The organism is Cryptosporangium phraense, from assembly GCF_006912135.1.
Classification (GTDB): Bacteria; Actinomycetota; Actinomycetes; order Mycobacteriales; family Cryptosporangiaceae; genus Cryptosporangium; species Cryptosporangium phraense.
Genome location: NZ_VIRS01000021.1, coordinates 106,312 through 127,355, shown reverse-complemented (window position 1 = coordinate 127,355; position 21,044 = coordinate 106,312). Strand labels below are relative to the sequence as shown.

19 protein-coding genes are annotated in these 21,044 nt (G+C 71.3%); 6 read left to right on the top strand and 13 right to left on the bottom strand.

What is annotated here, in order from left to right:
* The first annotated feature begins 1 nt into the window (after position 1).
* Positions 2-1,120 carry a hypothetical protein gene (locus FL583_RS27285; RefSeq protein ID WP_142707698.1) on the top strand — a complete coding sequence of 373 codons (1,119 nt, stop codon included), beginning with the start codon at positions 2-4 and terminating at the stop codon, positions 1,118-1,120.
* Here FL583_RS27285 and FL583_RS27280 read toward each other — a convergent pair.
* Together FL583_RS27280 and FL583_RS27275 are read right to left on the bottom strand one after the other, a co-directional pair.
* The gene (locus tag FL583_RS27280) at positions 1,107-2,459 is read right to left on the bottom strand and encodes a dipeptidase (RefSeq protein ID WP_142707697.1); all 1,353 of its coding nucleotides are present in this window, start codon (positions 2,457-2,459) and stop codon (positions 1,107-1,109) included. The genes FL583_RS27285 and FL583_RS27280 overlap by 14 nt on opposite strands.
* Before the next feature lie 17 nt (positions 2,460-2,476).
* Positions 2,477-2,932 carry an RbsD/FucU family protein gene (locus FL583_RS27275; RefSeq protein ID WP_142707696.1) on the bottom strand — a complete coding sequence of 152 codons (456 nt, stop codon included), beginning with the start codon at positions 2,930-2,932 and terminating at the stop codon, positions 2,477-2,479.
* Positions 2,933-3,248: 316 nt separating this feature from the next.
* On the opposite strand from FL583_RS27275, the gene FL583_RS42540 reads away from it, so the two are divergent.
* Positions 3,249-3,371 carry a hypothetical protein gene (locus FL583_RS42540; protein ID WP_276611642.1) on the top strand — a complete coding sequence of 41 codons (123 nt, stop codon included), beginning with the start codon at positions 3,249-3,251 and terminating at the stop codon, positions 3,369-3,371.
* A 73-nt stretch (positions 3,372-3,444) separates the two neighbouring features.
* On the opposite strand, the gene FL583_RS27270 is transcribed toward FL583_RS42540, so the two are convergent.
* Complete coding sequence (locus FL583_RS27270; protein ID WP_205752490.1) at positions 3,445-4,434, bottom strand: DUF1996 domain-containing protein; 990 nt, start codon at positions 4,432-4,434, stop codon at positions 3,445-3,447.
* A 45-nt stretch (positions 4,435-4,479) separates the two neighbouring features.
* On the bottom strand, positions 4,480-5,445 hold the full coding sequence (locus FL583_RS27265) for an NADP-dependent oxidoreductase (protein WP_142707695.1): 966 nt from the start codon (positions 5,443-5,445) through the stop codon (positions 4,480-4,482).
* Positions 5,446-5,521: 76 nt separating this feature from the next.
* On the opposite strand from FL583_RS27265, the gene FL583_RS27260 reads away from it, so the two are divergent.
* Entirely contained in the window at positions 5,522-5,932 is a 411-nt protein-coding gene (locus FL583_RS27260; RefSeq protein ID WP_142707694.1) for a winged helix-turn-helix transcriptional regulator, read from the top strand.
* On the opposite strand, the gene FL583_RS27255 is transcribed toward FL583_RS27260, so the two are convergent.
* Both FL583_RS27255 and FL583_RS27250 read right to left on the bottom strand, forming a co-directional pair.
* Complete coding sequence (locus FL583_RS27255; protein WP_142707693.1) at positions 5,902-6,408, bottom strand: hypothetical protein; 507 nt, start codon at positions 6,406-6,408, stop codon at positions 5,902-5,904. The genes FL583_RS27260 and FL583_RS27255 overlap by 31 nt on opposite strands.
* A 70-nt stretch (positions 6,409-6,478) precedes the next feature.
* On the bottom strand, positions 6,479-6,898 hold the full coding sequence (locus tag FL583_RS27250; protein WP_142707692.1) for a hypothetical protein: 420 nt from the start codon (positions 6,896-6,898) through the stop codon (positions 6,479-6,481).
* Positions 6,899-7,050: 152 nt separating this feature from the next.
* Here FL583_RS27250 and FL583_RS27245 point away from each other — a divergent pair, with 152 nt between their 5' ends.
* From FL583_RS27245 to FL583_RS27235, 3 genes are all read left to right on the top strand, one after another.
* Positions 7,051-7,737 (top strand): response regulator, encoded by a 687-nt coding sequence (locus FL583_RS27245; RefSeq protein WP_142707691.1) that lies wholly within the window; start codon positions 7,051-7,053, stop codon positions 7,735-7,737.
* Between the two features lie 91 nt (positions 7,738-7,828).
* Positions 7,829-8,398, top strand: coding sequence for a hypothetical protein (locus FL583_RS27240; RefSeq protein WP_142707690.1), 570 nt, complete (start codon positions 7,829-7,831; stop codon positions 8,396-8,398).
* A complete protein-coding gene (locus FL583_RS27235; protein ID WP_142707689.1) occupies positions 8,395-9,555 on the top strand; it encodes a sensor histidine kinase in 1,161 nt (386 codons plus the stop codon). Before FL583_RS27240 ends, FL583_RS27235 begins: the two co-directional genes overlap by 4 nt.
* A gap of 30 nt (positions 9,556-9,585) precedes the next feature.
* Here the strand turns inward: FL583_RS27235 and FL583_RS27230 are convergent, their stop codons facing one another.
* The 7 genes from FL583_RS27230 to FL583_RS27200 all read right to left on the bottom strand — a co-directional run bounded on the left by FL583_RS27230 (position 9,586) and on the right by FL583_RS27200 (position 20,639).
* Positions 9,586-11,007 carry an aldehyde dehydrogenase family protein gene (locus FL583_RS27230; RefSeq protein WP_142707688.1) on the bottom strand — a complete coding sequence of 474 codons (1,422 nt, stop codon included), beginning with the start codon at positions 11,005-11,007 and terminating at the stop codon, positions 9,586-9,588.
* Between the two features lie 113 nt (positions 11,008-11,120).
* The gene (locus tag FL583_RS27225) at positions 11,121-11,729 is read right to left on the bottom strand and encodes a hypothetical protein (protein WP_142707687.1); all 609 of its coding nucleotides are present in this window, start codon (positions 11,727-11,729) and stop codon (positions 11,121-11,123) included.
* Positions 11,730-11,809: 80 nt separating this feature from the next.
* A complete protein-coding gene (locus tag FL583_RS27220; RefSeq protein ID WP_170323886.1) occupies positions 11,810-14,386 on the bottom strand; it encodes a WD40 repeat domain-containing protein in 2,577 nt (858 codons plus the stop codon).
* A gap of 178 nt (positions 14,387-14,564) precedes the next feature.
* The gene (locus tag FL583_RS27215; RefSeq protein WP_142707685.1) at positions 14,565-16,724 is read right to left on the bottom strand and encodes a transglutaminase TgpA family protein; all 2,160 of its coding nucleotides are present in this window, start codon (positions 16,722-16,724) and stop codon (positions 14,565-14,567) included.
* On the bottom strand, positions 16,721-17,878 hold the full coding sequence (locus tag FL583_RS27210; protein ID WP_142707684.1) for a DUF58 domain-containing protein: 1,158 nt from the start codon (positions 17,876-17,878) through the stop codon (positions 16,721-16,723). Before FL583_RS27210 ends, FL583_RS27215 begins: the two co-directional genes overlap by 4 nt.
* Positions 17,875-18,915: an AAA family ATPase gene (locus FL583_RS27205; protein WP_142707683.1), complete on the bottom strand. Its 1,041-nt coding sequence runs from the start codon at positions 18,913-18,915 to the stop codon at positions 17,875-17,877. The genes FL583_RS27210 and FL583_RS27205 overlap by 4 nt, the downstream gene beginning before the upstream one ends.
* Complete coding sequence (locus FL583_RS27200) at positions 18,912-20,639, bottom strand: fibronectin type III domain-containing protein (RefSeq protein WP_142707682.1); 1,728 nt, start codon at positions 20,637-20,639, stop codon at positions 18,912-18,914. The genes FL583_RS27205 and FL583_RS27200 overlap by 4 nt, the downstream gene beginning before the upstream one ends.
* Positions 20,640-21,044 lie beyond the last annotated feature (405 nt).

Here is a 21,044-nt window from a genome sequence, read left to right as displayed (position 1 = left end):
CATGACCGAACCGGACCACACGCTCCCGCCGATCCTCCTGTTCGTCCCCGCGCTGATCTCGGCCTCCCCCGGCAACTCGGCCGCCCGGGTCGCCGCCCTGCTCGCCGAGGACCTCACCAACGGCCCGGGCACGTTCCACGTCGAATCGCTCGCCAACCCCGGCCCCGGCCTCTCCGAGACCTGGCGCATCACCGAAAAAGACCGCGGCCCGGTCCTCGACGTCTCACTGCTGGACTACCGCAAAGGCTTCGCGCTCCCGGCGATCGGCGGCTTCACGCTCTGGTCCGCGGCCTGGAGGCTGATGGTCTCGATCGGCTACGCGGTGCGCGCGCTCACGCTCTGGCTCCGCGCCCAGGGTAAGGCCAAACGGGGCGTCGCCCGGGTCCACTCGCTGCTGGGCCTGGCCGGAGTCGGTGTGCTGGTGCTCTCCGTCGTCATCGCCGGCCTCGACCTGTGGTGGGCTCTGAGCACGCCGGACTCCCCCGACGTGCTCACGCTGGGCCTGGCCGGCCTCGCCGGGTGGTTGTACGCGACCGGCGTCCGGCTCATCCAGCGGTCCGCGGACTGGCTCCAGTCGATCCTGGAGTACGCCGACCACGAGACCCGGTCCGCGACCGTCAACCACGAGTTCCTGCCGGTCCTCGACGGCCTCGTCGAAGGTCCCGCCCCGCGCGACGTGCACGTCCTCGGGTACAGCATGGGCGCGCTCGTCGCGCTCGACTTCCTCTTCCCACCCGCGTCGCTGCACCCGACGATCGACGCCCGCCACACCGCGGTCAAGACCCTGACGACGGTCGGGTGCCCGATCGACCTGGCCCGCCTCTACTACCCGCACTACATCGACGACCGGGTCGAGCGGGTTCCCGGCCTGCGCTGGACGAACATCTTCATCGCGGCCGACATCCTCGGCTCGAACCTCGTCGACGGCGACGACTTCGGCACCGAGAACCCGAAGCCGGTCGCCGGGCTCGCCCCGGTGAACGAGCGCTACACCGACGAGCGGCTGACCTGGTCGAACCTGATCAGCCGCAAGGGCATCCTGAGCCACTCGCAGTACTGGGGCGAACCCGGCACCGCGAACTGCCTGAACCTCGCGCTGGCGGCCATCACCCGGCGCTGAGCGCCGCCAGCAGGAACGCCTCGGCCCGCACGGCCTTCGGGAACATCTCGACCGACAGGCTCTCGTCGATGCCGTGCCAGCGGCTGGCCGGGTCACCCACCCCGGTGACCAGCACGGTCGCGCCCGGGAACGTCCGCGCGAACTCGGCGATGAACGGGATCGACCCGCCGATGCCCGACTCCACGACCGCGTTGCCGTAGGCGTCGGCGAACGCGGTACGGGCCGTGTCGTAGACCCGGCCGGTCGAGTCCAGGCTGAACGGCTCGGCGATGCCGGAGTGCGGCGTGACCGTGACCTGCGCGCCCCACGGCACGTGCGTCCGCAGGTGCTCGGAGAGGAGCTCGCGCGCGGCCGGCGCGTCCTCACCGGGGGCCAGCCGCAGGCTGACCGCGGCCCTGGCCCGCGGCAGCAGCACGTTCGACGAGGCCGCGACCGACGGAGCGTCGATCCCCAGCACGGCGATCGCCGGCGCCTGCCAGACCCGCTCGGCGATCGTGCCCGAGCCGAGCAGGTCGACGCCGTCGAGCAGCCCGACCTCGGACCGGAACGTGTCCTCGGGCATGTCGACGGCGGCCGCGTCGGTGCCGTCGTTGCGGCGCAGGCCCGCGACCGCGACCTCGCCCTTCTCGTCGTGCAGGCTGGCCAGCGCGTGGCACAGCGCGGTCAGCGCGTCGCCGACCGGGCCGCCGTACACCCCCGAGTGCACCGGGTGCTCGAGCATCGACACCTCGACGACCACGTCCACCAGGCCACGCAGGCTCGTCGTCAGACCGGGCACGTCGACGCTCGGGTTCGCCGCGTCCGCGATGACGATGACGTCGGCCGCGAGCAGAGCGTGGTGCTCGCGCAGCAGCGCGGGCAGGGTCGGGGAACCCGACTCCTCCTCGCCCTCGACGAACAGCGTCACGCCGACCGGCGGACGGCCCTCGAACGCGCGCAGCACCGCGAGGTGGGTCAGCACCCCGGCCTTGTCGTCGGCCGCGCCGCGGCCGTAGATCCGGCCGTCTCGCGTCGCCGGCTCGAACGGCGGCGAGGTCCAGGCCGCGAGGTCGCCGGTCGGCTGCACGTCGTGGTGCGCGTACAGCAGGACGGTCGGCGTGCCCTCCGGCGCGGGCCACCGGGCCACGACGGCGGGTGCGCCGCCGTCGGCGCGCAGGATCTGCACGCTCTCCGGCGCCAGCGCTCCGGCGAGCTCGGCGACGAGCGCCGCGCTCGCCTCGGTGTCGGCCGCGTGCGCCGGGTCGGCCCAGATACTCGGTATGCGGACGAGACGCGCGTGGTCAGCGAGGGCTCCGGGGATCACGGCGTCGACGGCGGCCGCTAGCGCTTCGTTCGGCATGTCCCCGATCCTGCCACTCAGCTCCCGTCTTCCGGCATTCCGGGCGGGAAGACGACGCCTTTGTGCAGGATGAAGCAGCTGTAGGGGGCGTCCTCGAGGGTGTGGACGACCGCGTAGACGCCGGCCGCGCGCCGGTAGAAATCGTGTCGTGGGATCACGCCGTACTCGAGCGGGACCGGATGGGTGGCGCGGGCCAGGTCGAGCGCCTGGTCCTGGACCGGCGTGGTCAGGGCGGGGTCGTCCTTGACCTCCATGCGCTCGAGGGGATGCCCGACGAAGGCGTCGAGCGGGAAGACGGAGAGGATCGCGGTGAGCGCGCGCACGGACCCGGCCTCGCCGAGCCGGACCACCGGCCGGCCGGACGCGAACGCCGGGTAGTTGCGGTCGGCGACGAGGAGCTGGTCGCCGTGGCCCATCTCGTCGAGGAGCTTGAGCAGGTCGCCGTTGAGCAGCGGATCGATCCCTTTGAGCATGCGGCCAGCATGTCATCGCCGCGCCCGGCGAGCAGCGCCGAGTTGCCGGGGGCTCTTCCTGGACCCGAGCAACGGTGCCCGGCCACAGATGGCCGAGCCGCGAACCCCGTGGCCGGACGTCGCCGACGCGCGGCGCAGCCACTCGCGCCCACTGATCGCCGGACCGGCCGGCACTCGATTACCGCAGAGTTGGCCGCTCTGTTCTGAACTGAACAGTCCGGGGGTTTCCCAGCCGATCGAGCGCACCAAGGATCAGCGGCACGCTGATGGCACACGGGGAACACACCCCACCACGAACTCTCGGAGGCTGGACATCATGAGCGGCTGCTACGACTACGAGTACGACTACTGCGGCAACGACTACGACGACTACTGCCGCCCGCGCCGGCGTCACCACAAGCGTCGCCACCACAACGACTGCTGGGACTACTCGTACTGACCCTGATCGCCCCGAGGGCCGGCGAGCGCACCAGCGCTCCCGGCTGGCACCCCGAAAGGCCAGCTCGGGCCGCTCAACACGGGCCGACGCCGTTCAGGCAGGCCACCACCCGCGCCGTGGACTTCGACGACATCACGTTCACATAATCCGCATGGTCGCTGATCGGACTCCTCAGCTGGCTCGGGAACGAATCGACCGCATACGACGCCCCCGGCGGAACGTCGTACGTCAGCGTGTAGATGAGCTTCGGAATCGCCGCCGTTCCGCGCGGGCACACCCCGGCCGCCGACGGGTACACGACGTGCGCCCGATGGTTCGCGCTGTCCAAATTCTGCTGGTCCCAGCAGCTCGGGAACTCCAGGATCCGGGTCACGCCCCAGCCGGCCGGGCAGAGCGGATACTTCTCGGTCGCGATCCGGTCGGTCGATCCCGCGCAGGTGAACTGGGCGTGCGCGTTGCCGCCGCCGTTCGTGTAGGCCTTGGCGTCACCGGCGATCACCCGCAGGAACCGCGGGATCGCCACCACGTCCGACCGCGGGTTGCCCGAGAACGTGATTCGAACCTGCGGCCTCAGCACCCGGCCGGTGTTGCGGTCGGCCGCGGACTCGCCCGGGTGGAGCCGGTCGGTCCCGGTCCGGTCTCGCAGCACCGGCCAGAAGTACGCCGACCGGTCGGTCCGGTCCGCGCAGGTCGTGGGCGCGGTCGCCAGGCTCAGGTCGGTCGAGGAGGCGGACGTCGTCGTATTCCCCACGTAGTCGTGCAGGTGGTGCGACCCGTTCCGAATCCCCGGCGTCACGATCATGTTGTCCGGGTTGTAGTGACCGTTCTCGTTGTTCCCGCACCGCACCCGGAAAGTCCGCGCCGCCGGCGGCGCGGCCGTCCGCGGCACGGATCCGATCGCGACGAAGTCGCTCTCGACCGGTCCGGACGCCGGGTGCGACGGGTGCCCCGCGCGCCGTGGCGGCCCGCTGTGACCGATGAGGACGACGCCCAGCGCGGCACCGCCGGCCATGGCCAGAACCGCGACCAGGGCGACGACGCCGACCAGCCATTTCTCCGACACGGATCCAGCATCGGCGGTGACGCCCGCCGCCGCAGCGATTCGGGGTCAGTGCCCGGGAACCAACACCAACCGGCCGCGCAGCCCGCCCGCGGCCAGGCGCCGATGAGCGTCCGCCGCCCGGTCGAGGGGGTAGGTGTCCGCGACGGCGAGCGTGAGCTGCCCGGCGTCCACCAGGGCCGACAGTTCGCCCAGCCGGGCGCCGTCCGCGAACACCTCCTGGACCACGACGCGCGTGGCGCGCAACGGCGGCGGAGCGAACGGCGCGACCAGCGTGACGAAGACCCCGCCACCGCGAAGCGCCTCGTGGGCCGGAACCCCGAGCACGGCGGCATCGATCACCGCGTCGACCCCGCCGGGAACCACCCGGCGCACGGCGGCCGCCACCGTCTCCACCTCAGCCTGGGTCTCAGCGGCGCCTCCGTGCGGGACGAACCAGGTCGCGCCCAACCCGGCCACGAGCGCCTCGTCACGTGGGCGGGCCAGCGCGACCGTGCGGATCCCGCGGGCCGCGGCCAGTTGCAGCACGAGCCCACCCACGCCGCCCGCGGCGCCGGTCACCAGCAGGATCCCCCCGGGACCCAGCCCGGTCAGGGCCAGCGACCGATCGGCGGTGAGGCCGATCAGCGGCAGCGTGGCGGCAGCGGGGAGCGGGACGGTACGCGGTGCCGGGGCCAGCGCGCCCTCGTCGAGGACGACGTACTCGGCGTACGTGCCGGGCGCGGAGAGCACGTCCCGCAGGCCGATCACCGCGTCACCGCCGGCGAAGCGGGCCACGCCCGGACCGGTCGCGGTCACCGTCCCGGCGACGTCCCAGCCCAGAGCGTACGCGGGCGCCGGGGCCAGCAGCCCGGCCCGGGCGAGCGCTCCGTCGCGGGTGGACAGGTCGATCCGGTTCACGGCCGCCGCCGCGACGCGGACCAGGACCTGTCCGGGCCCGGGCTCCGGGCGGGGGACGTCGGCGAACTCGATGACCTCGGGTCCGCCGAAGCGGCGCAGCAGCGCGGTTCTCATGCGCTCGACGCTAGAAATGTCGGTCCGGCCGGGTAAGAAGGCACTCGGAAGTGCCTAGGGATCGCGGGAGGTCCTGATGCCGACGACGAGCGCGGCCGCCCGGCGCGCCGAGCAGCGCCGCGAGTACAACGCGAACCTCGCCGAGTGCCCGGGGCACGACGTGCTGGCGACGCTGAGCGACAAGTGGCTGACGCTGGTGATCAGCGCGCTGGCCGGCGGGCCGCTCCGGCACGGCGAGCTGAGCGCGGTGGTGGCAGGCGCGACCCAGAAGATGCTCACCCAGACGCTGCGGAAGGCCGAGCGCGAGGGCCTGGTCACCCGCACCGTGACGGCGAGCGTCCCGGTGCGGGTCGACTACCGGCTCACGGCGCTGGGGCAGAGCCTGCTGCCGCTGCAACGGGCGATCAAGACCTGGGCCGAGACGCACATCGGCGAGGTCCACGCGGCGCGGGCCGCTTACGACACCGTGTCCAGCGAGAGCGTGTAGCCGCCGTTGCCGTCCTCGTGCAGGTAGACGGCGATCTCGGCTCCGTCGGCCAGGTAGATCTCGCCCCGCCCGGTCGCGGCGGTCCGCCGGAGGACGCCGCCGCTGTCGTACCAGTAGATCTCGGCGTCGGCGACGTACCCGATCGTGCCCTCAGTGGCCGCGGTGACCTCGGTGGTGGCCTGCGGGTTCGACGTCGAGGCGTGCAGTTGCGGGAGCTGCTCGCCGTTGAGCGAGATCGCGATCGTCTCCTCCGCGGCTCCGTCGGTGAGGTCGTCCGAGAACGTCACGGTGATCGCGGTGGCCGACGTCGCGGCGGACGCGGGTGAGTACGTGTCGTGCACCGCGGGCGGGGCGCTCGTGGTCGCCGCCGGGGCGCCTCCCGGCATCCCCAGCTGGAGCAGACCGATCAGGCAGGACGGGATCGCGATGATGCCGGCGACGACCGTCCAGAACGCGGTGGCGCGTTGGCCGAACACGGCGATGGTTTCCTTTCTGCGCAGGGGCCGCGCGGCCCGGGCCAGGTGGCCCGGGCCGCCCGGCGATGGGTCAGGCCTGAACGACGACCGTGCCGAGCTCGACGAGCCCGGCCATGCGCCCGGGCGTCCCGGCCGCGGTGACGTAGCTCAGGTTGACGACGACCTCGTAGGTGCCGTTCGGGATCGCGTTCGCCAGGTTGAACACCACCCGGTAGTTGCCGTTGGTGGGCGTCAGCGTCACGTTCTGCGGGGCGGCCGGGAACAGCTGGCCGGCGCCCGGACCCACCGGGTCGAACGCGGTCTGGACGCGCCAGGTCCCGGCCAGCGACGGCACCAGGAACCCGCGGATCTCCCACTCGACCTCGATCTGCCACGCGGAGCTGCCGGTGACGATCTCGGTGGGCTGGGAGCCCGGGTCGAGGACCTGCGCGGAAATGCTGCCGTTCAGCGCGGCCGCCGGTACCTCGAGAGACTGGAACTTGCTCGACATGTCGATTCCTCCGGAAGGGATTCGTGGTTCTCGGCGAGTCCTCGCCGACGGAGGCAATCATTTGCGGGGCGACGCGTCTCCGACGTCTGGCCGAAAGCCGATCTTTGCCGTATGACCACAGGCATACGGGCGGACATCAGGGCGAGGGACCAATGACAACGGTTCGGGTCATCGTGGCCGACGATCAATTATTGGTGCGATCCGGTATTTGCATGCTGCTGGCCACCGAAGCCGACCTGGACGTTGTCGGTGAGGCCGAGGACGGAACAATTGCCGTCGAGATGGTCCGGGCGCTCCAGCCCGACGTCGTACTCATGGACGTCTCGATGCCCGGCCTGACCGGCGTCGAGGCGACCCGCCTGATCACCGCCGACGCGTTCTCGGCCGACCCCGGCCGGCCGGTGAAGGTGCTGATGATGACCGGGTACAACGTGGACGTCGCGGTGTTCGACGCGCTGCGGGCGGGCGCGTCCGGGTTCCTGCTCAAGGACGCCGCCCCGACCGAACTGGTACGGGCGGTGCGCGAGGTGGCGGCCGGCGGCGGGTGGCTCGACCCGGCCGTGACGTTGAGCCTGGTCAGGGAGTTCGCCGCCCGTCCGGAGCCGGCGCTGCGTACCCCGGCCGAACTGGCCCGGCTGACCGGCCGCGAGCGGGAGGTGCTGATCCTGGTCGCCCACGGGTTGACGAACGCCGAGATCGCCGCGCGGCTGCACGTCGGAGAAGGCACGGTCAAGACGCACCTGGGCCGCATTTTCACGAAATTGGGTCTGCGGGACCGGGCCCAGGCTGTGGTGGCTGCTTATCAGAGTGGCCTGGTGACGGTTCCGTCCCGGCCCTAGCGGCGCAATTTCAGGGAATACACGGTAGGCATTCGCGGCGGCTCCGTTCCACACTGGTCTCCCATTCGCAAGGTTGAGAAGGAGCCTTCGCATGGTGGTCCGTGATAATTGCGAACCTGTCGTCTCTATTCAGAGAGCGCACGTCGCCGACCCGATCGACGGACATGTGACGTTCGGCGTGTTGCTGTCGCCGGACACCGTCGCCGTACCCGGGCCCACCGGGTGGCTCGACGACTCGACCCCGTTCGAGGTGCTGCTGGCGGCGGCCGGGTCGTCCGGGCCGGGCACGGTCGAGCGCCTGCGGATCAGGACCGCCGTCGTGATCGGACTCGACAACGCGCCCGGCACCGAGGTCGCGGTGCTGACACTCACCCACCCGTCGTTGCTCACCCCGAGCGACCGCTGGACCGACCTCACCCGGATCGAGACCGCGCTGGGCGTCGACCCCGACCTGTGGACCGCGCTGGAAGCCGCCGACGCGGTTCCCGAGGGCGTCCGCACGCTCCCGGTGGCCGGCGTGCTCGGCCCGGTGCGGGACCGGGAGATCGACACCCGGGCGACCTGGCCGGTGTTCGAACTCCGCGACACCGCCGCGGGGGTCGGCGGCATCTGGTGCCGGATCAGCCCGAAGTGCGAGTGCCGGGGGCTGTGGTGGTTGTGAGACCGAACCGGCCCCTCCTGCTGGACGCGGCGCTCGCAGGTGGCGCGTGCGTCCTCGATCTGGCCGCGTTCTGGCAGCCGACCGGGTCCGCCGCCGATCCCTGGGTCCCGCTGTTCGCGGCGGCCGGCTGCGCCGCGCTGGTCTGGCGCCGCCGGTTCCCCGGGACCGTCTTCCTGGTCCTGCTCGGCCACGCGCTGCTGGCCTGGGCGATGGCCCCGGTGTACGTGCCGACGCTGGGCCTGCTGGTCGCGCTCTACACGGTCGCGAGCCGGACCGGCCCGCTCCGGGCCGGCCTGGCGCTCGCCGCGATGTCCGGCCCGGTCGCGATCGCCGCGGTCACCGAGCGGGCGTCGGCGGCGCCCGCCGACCGGACCGACGCGCTGGTCGTCGCGGGCGTGCTCTCGTCGCTGCTGACGCTCACGGTGTTCGGCGCCGGACGGTGGGTCGCCTGGACCCGGAGGCAACGGGTGCTGGCCGCCGAGCGCGCGGCCGCCGACGCGGTGGAGGCCGAGCGTCGCCGGATCGCCCGGGACCTGCACGACGTGGTCGCCCACACGGTGACGCTGATGATGCTGCAGTCGGCCGGAGCGGCCCGGGTGCTGCGGGTCGACCAGGACCGGGCCGAGACCGCGCTCGACGCGGTCGGCACGCTCGGGCAGCAGGCGGTCGTCGAGCTGCGCCGGATGCTCGCGGTGCTGGCGCCGTCCGACGACCGACCCGAGCCCACGTCCGCGCCGGTCGGGATCGAGGACGTCCCGGTGCTGGTCGAGCAGGTGCGGCTGAGCGGGCGCCGCGTCGTGCTGGCCGAGGACGGCGCACCGGTGCCGCTGGATGCGGGCGTCGGGTTGTGCGCGTACCGGATCGTGCAGGAGGCGTTGACGAACGCGACCCGGTACGGCGACCCCGAGCGGGCGATCCGGGTCCGGATCGGGTGGTGCGCCGGGACGCTGGACCTCGTGGTGCGCAACGAGGTCCCGGCCGGCGGCCAGGTCAGCGCACTCTCGACCGGCCGGGGACTCGTCGGCATGCGTGAACGCGCGGCCAGCGTGGGCGGTCACCTGACCGCAGGCCCGGACGGCGACCGCGGCTACGCCGTCGAGGTCTCGCTCCCGATCGGCGTCCCGGCCGGGCCTCCGGCGATCGCTGCCGCGCGGTGACGGCGGACGCGTCCGCCGTCACCGCGCCGGTCAGGCCTTCTGACGGGACGGCCCGGCCAGGACCTGGATCTCGGTGAAGCCGAGCAGCCCCCACGGCCCGTTCTCGACGCCGATCCCGCTCGACTTGTGCCCGCCGAACGGCAGATCCGGCGTCACCGCGGTGCCGTGCGAGTTCACGGTCACCTGCCCGGCGTCCAGCTCCAGGGCGATCGCCGCCGCGGCGTCCGGATCGTCCGACCAGACCGAGGCGGTGAGGCCGTAGCTGGTGCGATTCGCGCGGGCGACGGCGTCGGAGACGTCGTCGTAAACCAGGACCGGCAGGGCCGGACCGAACTGTTCCTCGTCGACGATGCGGACACCGTCCGACAGACCGGTCAGGATCGTCGGGGCGAAGAAGTACCCCGGGCGGTCCAGCGGCGCGCCACCGGCCGCGACCGTCGCGCCCTGCGCGATCGCATCCTCCACCAGGCCGGAGACGCGGTCGAACTGCATCTTGTTGTTGATCGGGCCGAGCTCGACGCCCTCGGCCGTGCCCTCGTCGACGTGCACGGTCCGGGCCAGGTCGGCCAGCGCGTCGACCAGGTCGTCGTGCTGGTCGCGGTGCACGTAGAGCCGCTTCGCGGCCAGACAGACCTGGCCGTTGTTCATGAAACCGCTCCAGAACAGCGAGTGCGCGAGCTTCTGGATCGGCGCGTCCGGCAGGACGATCGCCGGGTCGTTCCCGCCGAGCTCGAGCGTGACCCGCTTGAGGTCGGTCGCGGCCGCGGCCGCCACCTTCTTCCCGGTCGCGGTGCTCCCGGTGAAACTGATCTTGCGGACGAGCGGGTGCGCGGTCAGGCTCGCGCCCAGCGGGTCCGGGCCACTGATCACGTTGAGGACGCCCGGGGGCAGCACGTCGCGCAGGACGTCGCCGAGTTTCAGCGTGGCCAGCGGCGTGTACGGCGAGGGCTTGACGACGACGGTGTTGCCGGCCCGCAACGCCGGCGCGATCTTCCACATGGCCAGCGTCAGCGGGAAGTTCCAGGGCGTGATCGCGCCGACGACGCCGAGCGGACGGCGGTGCACCTCGGCGTAGCCCTTGGCGTCGTCGCGGACGATCTCCGGGGCGAGCTCGAGGGACGCGTAGTAGCGCAGCCACATCGAGACCGCGTACGTCTCGGCGACCGCCTCCTTGAGCGGTTTGCCCTGCTCGGTGGTGAGGATCGCGGCCAGCTCGTCGCGGGCCTTGTCGACCGCGTCGGCGGCGTCGAGGAGGGCTTGCCTGCGGACGCCCTCGTCGCGGCGCCAGGTGCCGAAGGCGGCGTCGGCGGCGCGGACGGCCGCGTCGAGCTGGTTCTCGGAAATGGCCGGGGCCTCGGCGAACGGGGTACCGGTGGCGGGGTTGACGACGTCGAAGTGTTTCGCGGTCTCGACGGCGGCGCCGTCGATCGTGACGGTGCGCGGAGTGGTCATGCGGACCTCCCGGGTTGCGGCCGGTCTGACGTTTCCACAGATCGATCCGGTCCGGGCCGAAGAGCTGCGGGTTGGTGTCATGGGATCCGGGCCGCGGACCGACCCGTCACCACTCAGTTCCCATCGACATCGTGGAAACCGGTGACGTCGAACGCATCAGCGGGAGCGACGACGTGCGGAGCCTCGCCGTAACTCCGGAACTCGTAGCTGGTACCGGCAGCCGGTACCACGATCCGGATCGGATACGGATCGGTCCCGACATGGACGAGCATGGAAGCGCCGGAGGAGGCGACGACCATCGCGGTAGCCTCGCCCCGGAACGCGACCGGGACCACCCGCCCGCCGCGCAGCGCGTCGAACGGCAACGTCCGGAGGAGGCCGTCCAGGGTCACCGCATCGGCACCCGGGAGTTTCGGCACCAAGGCCGTCACCTGCAGCCATCGTCCTCCGACCAACTCGGCGGCGCGGTCCTGAAGCCCGTTCGCGACGAGCATGCCCGCATCGACGCGGACGAACGTGCTTCCGTCGACCCGGCGGACCTCCCAGCCTCCGGCCTCCATCCGGCCGAACGCCTGGCATTCGTGCGGCCCGAACCGGTAGTCGGCATCGATCCGGCGCCCTCGGTACTCCTCGACGCCGACGACCCGCACACCGGCGGTGCTGAGCAGGGCGGTCCGGGCCGCGTCGACGGTCTGCTGGGCATCGGTGTACCTGGCCGGCAAGTGCGGCGACGTGCCCGCTCCGCCCGGAATCACTGCCGTGGCGAGAACCAGAATCAGGGCGGAGAGTCCGCGGCGAGGTATCAGCACGGCTTGTCGTACGTCCACTCGGGCAGGTAGACCCGCCACTCGGCCGCGGTCAGCCCGTCCCCGGCCAAGTCACAGACCAGACTGGACGCGCGGGCGAGGCTCGTCTCCACGAGCCGGACGGTCTGGTCCGCGACCGCCACCGTGTGGGAGTCGAGGAACACCAGCGCCGCCACCTCACCGCCCGGTGACGTCAGTCGGGCGCGGAGCGCCGGGGCCCGTAGGTCGGCGACGTCCCAGACGATCACGGTGTGATCGCGCCCGCCGCTCACCAGAGTCCGTCCGTCCGGGCTGAACGCCAGCGCATAAATGCCGTCGGTGTGCCCGTGGAGCGTAGCGATCGGACCGCGGTACGGTGCGGTCGCCACGTCCCAGATCTGGACGTCGTGCTGGGGTGCCCCGGTCGCCAGGTATCTACCGTCCGGGCTGAACGCGACTGCCGTCGCCGAATCGTCGGCCGACGGAACCATTCGGGGAAACGCCTCCGGCGTGGCGACCGTCCAGAGGTACGTCGCGCGTTCCTTGCTCGCGGCCGCCAGCTGCCGGCCGTCCGGGCTGAACCTGAGGGTCCAGACCGGTGATGACCGGAGCGGCAGCAGGAGACTCTGTTTCGGCGCGGAGCCTCGCAGGTCGGACGCGGACCACAGGCGCACGGCGCCGTTATGGTGTCCGGTCGCCAGGGTGGTGCCGTCCGGGCTGAGCGCGACCGCGCTGACGTCGTGAACGCCGAGCGTGGTGATCAGCGCCGGGCTCGCTGGATGACTGACGTCCCACACCTGGACGCGGCTGCTGGTTTCGGTCACGGCCGAGTGGACGATGACCCGGCGCCCGTCGGGGGTCGGAGCCAGCGAGTCGACCCGGCCGGGCAGGCCGCTGATCCGCCCGATCTCGACGATCGGCCGCCCGGGCACGACCCGCCACAGCACGACCGACCGATCCGACCCTGCCTCGGCGAGCAGGCGGCCGTCGGCGCTGCGAGCCATGGCCCAGATCGGTCCGGTCTCGGTCGTGGTGAGTCGGCGATCAGGATCCCAGACCCGCGCGGCGCCGTCGTCGGCCGCCGTCACCACCGTGGTGCTCCCCGGCACGAACACCAGGTCGGTGACGAGGGCCGGATGCGCCAGCTTGAGGAGAGCGCGCAGCCGGTGGGCATCCCAGAGCACGACCAGGTGATCCTGCGAACCGGTCGCGATCCGGCTGCCGTCGGTACTGAACCGGAGAACCGTGATCTGGCCCGCGTGCACGGTCGGCAGCGGCGTGAACCGGGGATTGGCACCGGCGAGATCGAACACACCGAACGCGTGGTCGAACACCACGGCCAACTGGTGACCGTCCGGGGAATACCGGGCGAGCACGTCATCGGACGTGTCAACAGGTACCGGGAGCGTCTTCGTGGTGCGGCCTCGGGCCACGTCGACCAGCTCGATCCTCGGCGTCGCCCCGCGGTAGGCGATGGCGAGGGTGCGACCGTCCGCCGCCAGGTCGATGCCACCGAGGTACCGCCCGGTGGAGAGCGTGTGACGCAGTATCGGGCGAGATGGTGTTCGGACGTCCCAGAGAAGAACGGTGCCGTCCTTGGACGCCGTCGCCACCACGCCGTCGGCGCCGGACACGACGTCGAAGATCTGGGCGTGTCGGGTCCGCACGGTGGCCACGACGGCCGGCAGGCGTGGAACCCGGACGTCGACCATCGTCAGAACCCCGGTCGTTCCGATTACGGCGAGCTGGCGGCCGGTCGGTGCGAACGTCAATCCCGACACTCCCAGCACGCCGGCGGTGCGCCGAGCGGCGAGTGTGAGCCCACCAGTACGTCCCCGCACCCAGAAACGGAGGGCGTCGTCGAGTCCTCCGGTCACCACGACGGCGCCGTCCGGGCTGACCGCGACCGCCGTCACCCCGGACGCGTGACCGAGCGCGCGGGAGTCCAGGCTCGTGCTGACCGCGGTGAGCATGCTGCTCGCCGCTTCCGTGGTCGGCGAACCTCGGTAGGCCGCCAGCGCGAGTTGCGCCGCGAGCGACGGGTCGGTGGATCGAACCTCGTCGGAGCGGACCGCGACGCGCTGCGACACCGCGCGGGCGGTCTGCCCGCGAGCGGTGTCACGCTGCTCCACCGCGTACCGGGCCAGCCCACCGATGACGAGCACGAGAGCGACCAGCGCCGCGATCGTGGTCCGCACGATGCGGCGGGAACGTCGCTGCTGCTGGAGGTCCTCGCCCACGAGCTGGACCTTGGACATGCCGTGCAGCGGCGCGGCGATCTCGGCGACCGTGTCCCGGAATCCCGGGTGATCGGCGCCGTGCTCCTCGTGCTTGGCCCAGCGAAGGTCGACCCACCGCGGCTGCGCGGTGATCGCTGTCCGGACCGGCTCGGAGAGCGCCGGCCCGGTCAGCACGTTCGCGGACTCGTCCCAGACCAATTCCTCTTCGCCGGTCACGACCACGACGATGTCCGCGGCGGAGCGGTGCTCGAGCCAGATCGCGGTCTCTTTGCCGACCCAGACGGACGCGGCTGACTCCGGACAGGCCAGCAGGATCAGGTAGCGCGAATCGAGGAGGGCCTCGGTGATCGCCACTGGAAGACTCTCCTCGAAGGCCATTTCGGCGGTATCGAGAAACACTCGGAGAGCCCGCGGCCGGTACCACGGTCGGCCGAGCCGGTGAAGAACTCGCCGGACGGCTGGGGCGAGCTCAGAGTCCGCCCTCGCGTTGTAGGTGATGAACGCGTCGTAGGTGTACGTACGCGGCGATTGCTCAGTCATGCCGGCACCCCGCCGGGATGCGCAGCGCGCGGACCGACAGTCGCGAGCCGAGCCGTGCGCCCGGTTTCTGGCCCCGGCGCAGGACTGCTCGGATCTCGTCGGCCCGAGCCCACGCGGACGCGGCCTGGTCGGCGGACACCGGGTCGTTCGAGAACAGCGCTCGGTCCGCGTCCCGAGCCAGCTGCGCGAAGACCGGGCCGATCGCCGCAGAGGTGCGGCCCCCGAGGACGGCGACCTCGCTCGCGGTGGCCGAGGAAGGAACGAGGGCGCCGGTCCGGTCCAGCTCGGTCAGCCCGTCCCACCAGGCTCCGACGAGCCGATGCCGAGCCGACCCGGTGGACCGTCGACGATGTCGCCGCAGAACCGGCACGAGGACGATGACCGCGACGTACAGCGCGAGCGGGACGAGGAACGCCAATACCACGAGCGCCTCTCGATGAACAGGGGCGTCGAAGGCGCCGGTTCGCGCCCTGGCCTGGGCATGCGCCGGTGGCAGACGGCGGGCCGCGGCCACCGCCGCCGCCCGGGCCGCGGTCTCGCCCGGTGCGGGAAGCACGGCGGCGTCCGGGCTCTCCCGCGCGGACTTGTTCGGCGTCGGAAAGAACGAGAACCATCCGAGGCCCGCGAACTTGACCTGGTTCCACACGAGTACGTCGTCCGTGCGGACCTGCCGGAGCGACGTCCCTGGCACCGTTGTGCCGGGGACGAAGCCGACCACGATCCTGGTCGGTAACCGAAGAGACCTGGCCATTACAGCGAAGGTCGCCGCGAACTGCGCCGAGGTCCCTCCGTGGGAGCCCCCGAGGAACTCGGTCAGATGTCCGTAGGAGACGCCCGGAGACGCTGACGGGTTGTTGCGGTAGTTGGCCCGGAGGTAGGCCTCGAGATCGGCGGCGCGTTGAAACGCACCGTTCGATGACCGGGTGGCGTACTGCGCCAGCAGGGTGAGCGCCGACGGCGTCCCGGGTGGCAGGGCGACCGCGGAACGGGCCGATGAGTCGGTGGCCTCTCGCAGCGACGCCAGTGTCCGCGCCGAGACCGGCTTCGGAACATCCGAGACCACTGCGTAGGTCAGGCCGCGCCCTAGCGGCCCGGAACTGAGCAGGGTCCCGCTGTCCGGGTCCACCCGCGGTCGCACGCCGTCGAGCTCGATCGGGGTGCTGGTCGCCGGGAGGAGCGAGCCGTCGAGCCCCTGAACCGTGATGGTCTCCCGGACCCGTTCGGTCGGGCCGGCCGTCCGGTCGGCTCCGGGGAGCCGCAGTCCTGGCGACACGAACTCGGCCGACGAGGACCACCTCTCGCCGTCGAATCGATTCAGCGCGGCGAGCGAGAGATTCCGAGGCCGTTCCGACGCCACGGTGAACAGCGGCCGGCCCGGCTGGGAGAGCCACGACTGCGCGCGCGACAACGGGTCGCTCTCGGTCAGCCCGACGACCTGCGTCCGGACGGCGTCGCGGGGGTCGTACGGCGTGGACGCGGGTAGAGGCAGCCAGCCGGCCGCAAGGACGATCGTCGTCGACGCGACGACCAACGGGGCCCCGACCGACAGCGCCCGAGCCGTCCGCCTCCGCAAGCCGGGCGCCGGCAGCACACTCTCGGACCGGCTGAGCGCAAGGAGGCAGACCCCGATGGCCAGTGCCGCCGCCGAAATCAGGACCGGCCCCGGTCCCGGCACCGTGAGCACAGTTGCGACGACGAACACGCCGACCGCCGGGAGCGCCGGGCCGAAGCGGCTGCGAGTTCGTACGACGAGTCCGGCTGCCGACGACGCCGCACACCAGGTGAGGACTTCTGGGACGAGGAGCAGGTCGGGTCGCGCCGGGGCCGGCAGGGAGACGTCCAGGAATCGGGACCAGCCGTGTAGCAGGGCATCTCCGAGATCGCGCATTGCGGCGAGGGTCGGGACACCCTCACTCGGCCGGAAGAGCGTGACCGTGACGACGACCAGCCACAGCGCCGCCGAGACGACCACACCGACGACGAGTCCGGGCCGGCCCCGGACGCACTGAACGCCGACCGCGACGACCGGGAGGACCGCGGCCAGGAGCACCGGAGCGATCAGCGACCCGAGCTCGAACCCGCGGTGAAAGCTGAGCCCGGCAATGCCCGCGAGCAGGCCGCAGATCGTCAGTGGACGGATAGGGACGCTCATCGACGAACCGCCCGATCCGACCAGGCGGCTACGAACTGATCGAGGTCGGGCGCCGACACGACGTCGGTGTCACCACCCGTCGACGGCAACGCCCCGGCCGGACCGACCTGGACGATCGTGGCCCCGCGGAAGCGCCCGGTGGACGAGATGTCGAGGTCCGCCGACGTCCCGGAGATGACGATCCGGGCGAAGGGCAACTCGCGAGCGGCCGGTTCCTCACTCAGCCGGGCCGTGCACAGAGTCGCCAGCAGCCGGTTGACCGACGGAAGGTGGAGGCCGTCCGTGTCCTCGGGGTAGACGCTCAGCCGGGCCCGGTAGCCATGAGCCGACGCGGCGAGGACGATCGAGGCCGCGACGTCGGTGGCGAGCTCGAATCGGTCGGCGCGCTCCGCGGGCGACCCGTAGGAGGCCGCGCGGGCGTCCAGCAGGACGATCGCTGCGGGGTCCCCGTGTGCGGCTTCCTCCCGGACCATCAGCTCACCGGTCTTCGCGAACGAACGCCAGTGGATGCGGCGGAGATCGTCCCCGGCCACGTACTTGCGGATCCCTTGGAACGTGACGCCACCCGAGTACGCCCGGCCGCCGGACAGTGCCGACCCGGTATCGGCTTCGGCGAGGTCCCGGATCGGCACATCGCGCCGGACCGGCAGCACGAGCAGCGTGGCGGCGGCATGCGTCGACCACCGGCGGCTGAGCAGACCGAGCGGATCGGTCCGCCGCAGCACGACCGGGCCGACGTCCAAGGGACCGCGACGCCGGCCGGTCAGCGGAACCTGCACCTCCACCCGCGACCCGGCCGGGACGGCGCCCGCGGCGATCGAGACCGACGTATCGCCGACCGGCACGAGTATCTGGAACGGCGGCGACGACCGCGTCGCGCGATTCGTCAGCTCGATCGCCGCGTCCGCATGCTCGCCGCGGGAGATGTGATCCGGCTTCACCCTGAGGACGACGTCGACGCCGGGCGGACGCCAGGTGCACGCCACGGCGAATACGCCGGCCGCCACTCCTCCGAGCACGAGCAGCAGGAACTGCGGATAACCCAGGCCGATGGCGGCCACCGCGAGGACGGCGACGGCAACCCCCACTCCGTACCCGTCCGCGGTAGGAGCCGTAGCGATCCGACCGTCGCCGGTCGGTGTCTGCCTGCTCATGGGCGCCCGTGGAGACCGAGCGCCCGAGGCACCGGCAGCTCGTCGACGATCTCCCGGATCACCTCCTCGGCGGAGGTCGCCCGTCGCTCGGCGTCACCGGACAGCAGGAGCCGATGGGCGAGCACCGGGACGGCCAATGCCTTCACGTCGTCCGGATCGACGAAGGTCCGGCCCAGGGAAGCGGCCCGGACCTGAGATGCCCGCATCAACCCGATGCTTCCCCGGGGGCCGGCGCCCAGCCGGACCTGCGGCCTCGACCGGGTCGCGGCCACGAGCCGCATCACGTAGGCATCGATCGCCGGGGAGACCTCCACACGACGGGCGATCTCCACCAGATCGAGGACGTCGCTGCCGGTCAGCACCTTCGACACGGTCGGGAAACGGCTACCGGTCCGAGCGTCCCGAAGGATCGCGCCCTCCGCCTCGGCGTCCGGGTAGTCGAGCCGGGCCCGAATGAGGAACCGGTCGAGTTGAGCCTCCGGCAACGGATAGGTGCCCTGCATCTCGATCGGGTTCTCGGTGGCGACGACGAGAAACGGAGAGGGTAGCGGCCGGGACTCCACGTCGACGGTGACCTGGCCCTCCTCCATGGCTTCCAGCAACGCCGACTGCGTGCGCGGAGAAGCGCGGTTGATCTCGTCAGCGATCAGCACGTTGGTGAAGACGGGCCCCGGCCGGAAGTCGAAGGCATGATTTCGCTGGTCGTAGATGATCGAGCCGGTCACGTCGGCCGGAAGCAGGTCCGGGGTGAACTGGATGCGACGGCAGGGCAGGTCCAGTGATCCGGCCAGCGAACGGGCCAGCAGCGTCTTGCCGACGCCAGGCACGTCCTCGATCAGAATGTGTTGTTGCGCGAAGACGCAGATCAGGGCCAGCTCGACCGTGGCGGTCTTCCCGTGCACGGCCTGTTCGACGTTCCGGACGACGTCCCGGAAGGACGTGGCGAACGCGACGATCTGGTCGTGCGGCGGCACGGCGCTCTCGGCCCGGTGGAAGGCGGTGGACACGATCGGGTGCTCCTGTGAGGTCGAGGTCATTGAACGGTGGCTTCTACGAAGGAGTTCGGGCCCTGGCCCGACTCATTGCCGGCCGCGACACCGACGAGTACCTGGTCACCGGCCTTGAGACCGGTGATCCGGTAGCTGGTGGCTCCGGGGTCGAAGACCGGGACGCCACCCGAGCTGCCGTCGGTCGTGTCGAGCCAGGCGACGATGTAGAACACTGTCGGGCCGCCGTCGCTCGGAGGGGACCAGGAGACATCGATGTAGCCGGGTCCGGACGAGACCGAGACGGAGACTGCGCCGGGCGGCGAAACCGGAGGCGGCTCCGGACTGGGCGACTCGGACGACGGCTCGGGCTGCGGCTGCTCGGACGTCGGATCCGGCTCGGCCGACGTCGAGGACGGGCTGGGCTCGGCGGTCGTCGGAGAAGGTTCAGGTCCGGGCGTCGCTGAAGAATCGGAAGGACCCGGAGTGGTCGGTTCCGGGGTGCCGGACGGGGTGCCCGGGCCGGGCGACGGGGCTTCCGTCGCGGGTGAGCCATCAGGAGCGGGATCCGGTCCCGGAGTTCGATCGGGACCGGGTTCCTCCGGCGCCGGGACCGTGCCCGGGCTCGATGGCGCAGGCTCCTCGGCGGCCGGGCCGTCGAGCGGCGCACCGCCCGTCGGCTGGGTCCCCGGCACCGGCGGCAACTCCGCCGGACCCGCCGCGGGTCGGGACTCCGCCGACGACCCGGTACCCAGCGACGGAGACGCCAACGCCCGGTCCGTGGGCGGCGAGGGCCGTCCGGATGTTGTCATCGCTCCGCCGGCGTCGTTGCCGGCCGGCGCAGCCAACACGTCGTCCGGCGTCGCCGATGTCGGTGAATTCGCCGTCGGGCTAGGACTCGGACTCGGACTCGGCTTCGCAACCGTCTGGTACTTGGTGACGCGATGGACCGATTGACCCGTGACGACTGCGGCCGCCGGCCCGGCCGGATCGTTCACCCAGATTCGATCGTCCTGCCGGAAGGCCTCGAGCTCCGTCGGCCTACCGGTGATGGGCAACGACAACAACTGCCTGGTCCGGACGTTGTAGCTCAGCAGAGAACCAGTCGAGTTATCGGGAACGTAGACGTAATCGCCCACCGTCAGAGGCTTTCCGTAATGAACCTCGCCGCCCCCACCGCCCGGAACAGGCAGGCTCACCGCTCGATAGCCTTCACCATCGGCATTCGCGACGTGGAGTACGGCAGATCGCTGTTCCACCGCGACGAATCGAACCGACGGTCCGTCCGGGACCATGAACTCGGGATCGGGCGGCAATCCCGTCAGTGCGACTCCGATTCGCTTGCCGCCCCGCACCGGAACCAGTTCCCGACGCAAGACGTCGACGGCATACACCGTGCCGTCGATCTCGGTCACCGCCGTGTCAGGCGAGACACGGACAGCTGATTCCCTGAGGCCCTTTCGAATCGGAATGATCTCCCCGGTCGAGGGCACAGGGATCCATAGAGAGCCGTCACCGGTCAGTATCGGCGTTCCCACCGCAACCCCGAGCCGAATCGGGACTTTCAGCTCATCAAGGCTGTTAGGGTCGATATAACTGACTTGGCCTGCAGAGACGTCAACTAGGTACGCACTGGTAGTCCGCGACAGAATCGTATCCGGACTCCACGAAAGTTCTTTCGCACGCGCCACAGAGAGATGCGCGCCGTCGATGCGCGACACGGTTCGCGCGCCGCGATCCAGCACGATGGCCGAGCGATCGGTGCGACCCACCACGAGATCGGCACCCGACGCTCCAACGTCGACAGTGGCGTCAGCTGTCCTGGCAGTAGCCATGACGTGCGATAACGAACCAGCGGCCGTACTTGCGAGCCAAGCGGAATCATCTGCGAATCGAAGGCGGTCGGCCCGCGGTGCGGAATGGAGTATCTGCGTCACCGCTATTCCGACGAGTATTGTCAGAATAGCGGTGACCGCTATCGCGATCCGCCGGCGCCCGAAGGCGCGCTGCCGCTCCCCCATGAGTCCCCCATCAGTCGGCCGCCACCCGCAGCCATTTCCCCGTGGAATAGATAGCACGGGAAACACATCAGGAAAACTCGCGCCGGAATAAGTCACCCCAAGTGGACGGCAACGTCATCCGACATAGCTGATCGGCTGCACGAACGGATGGGCGTCACC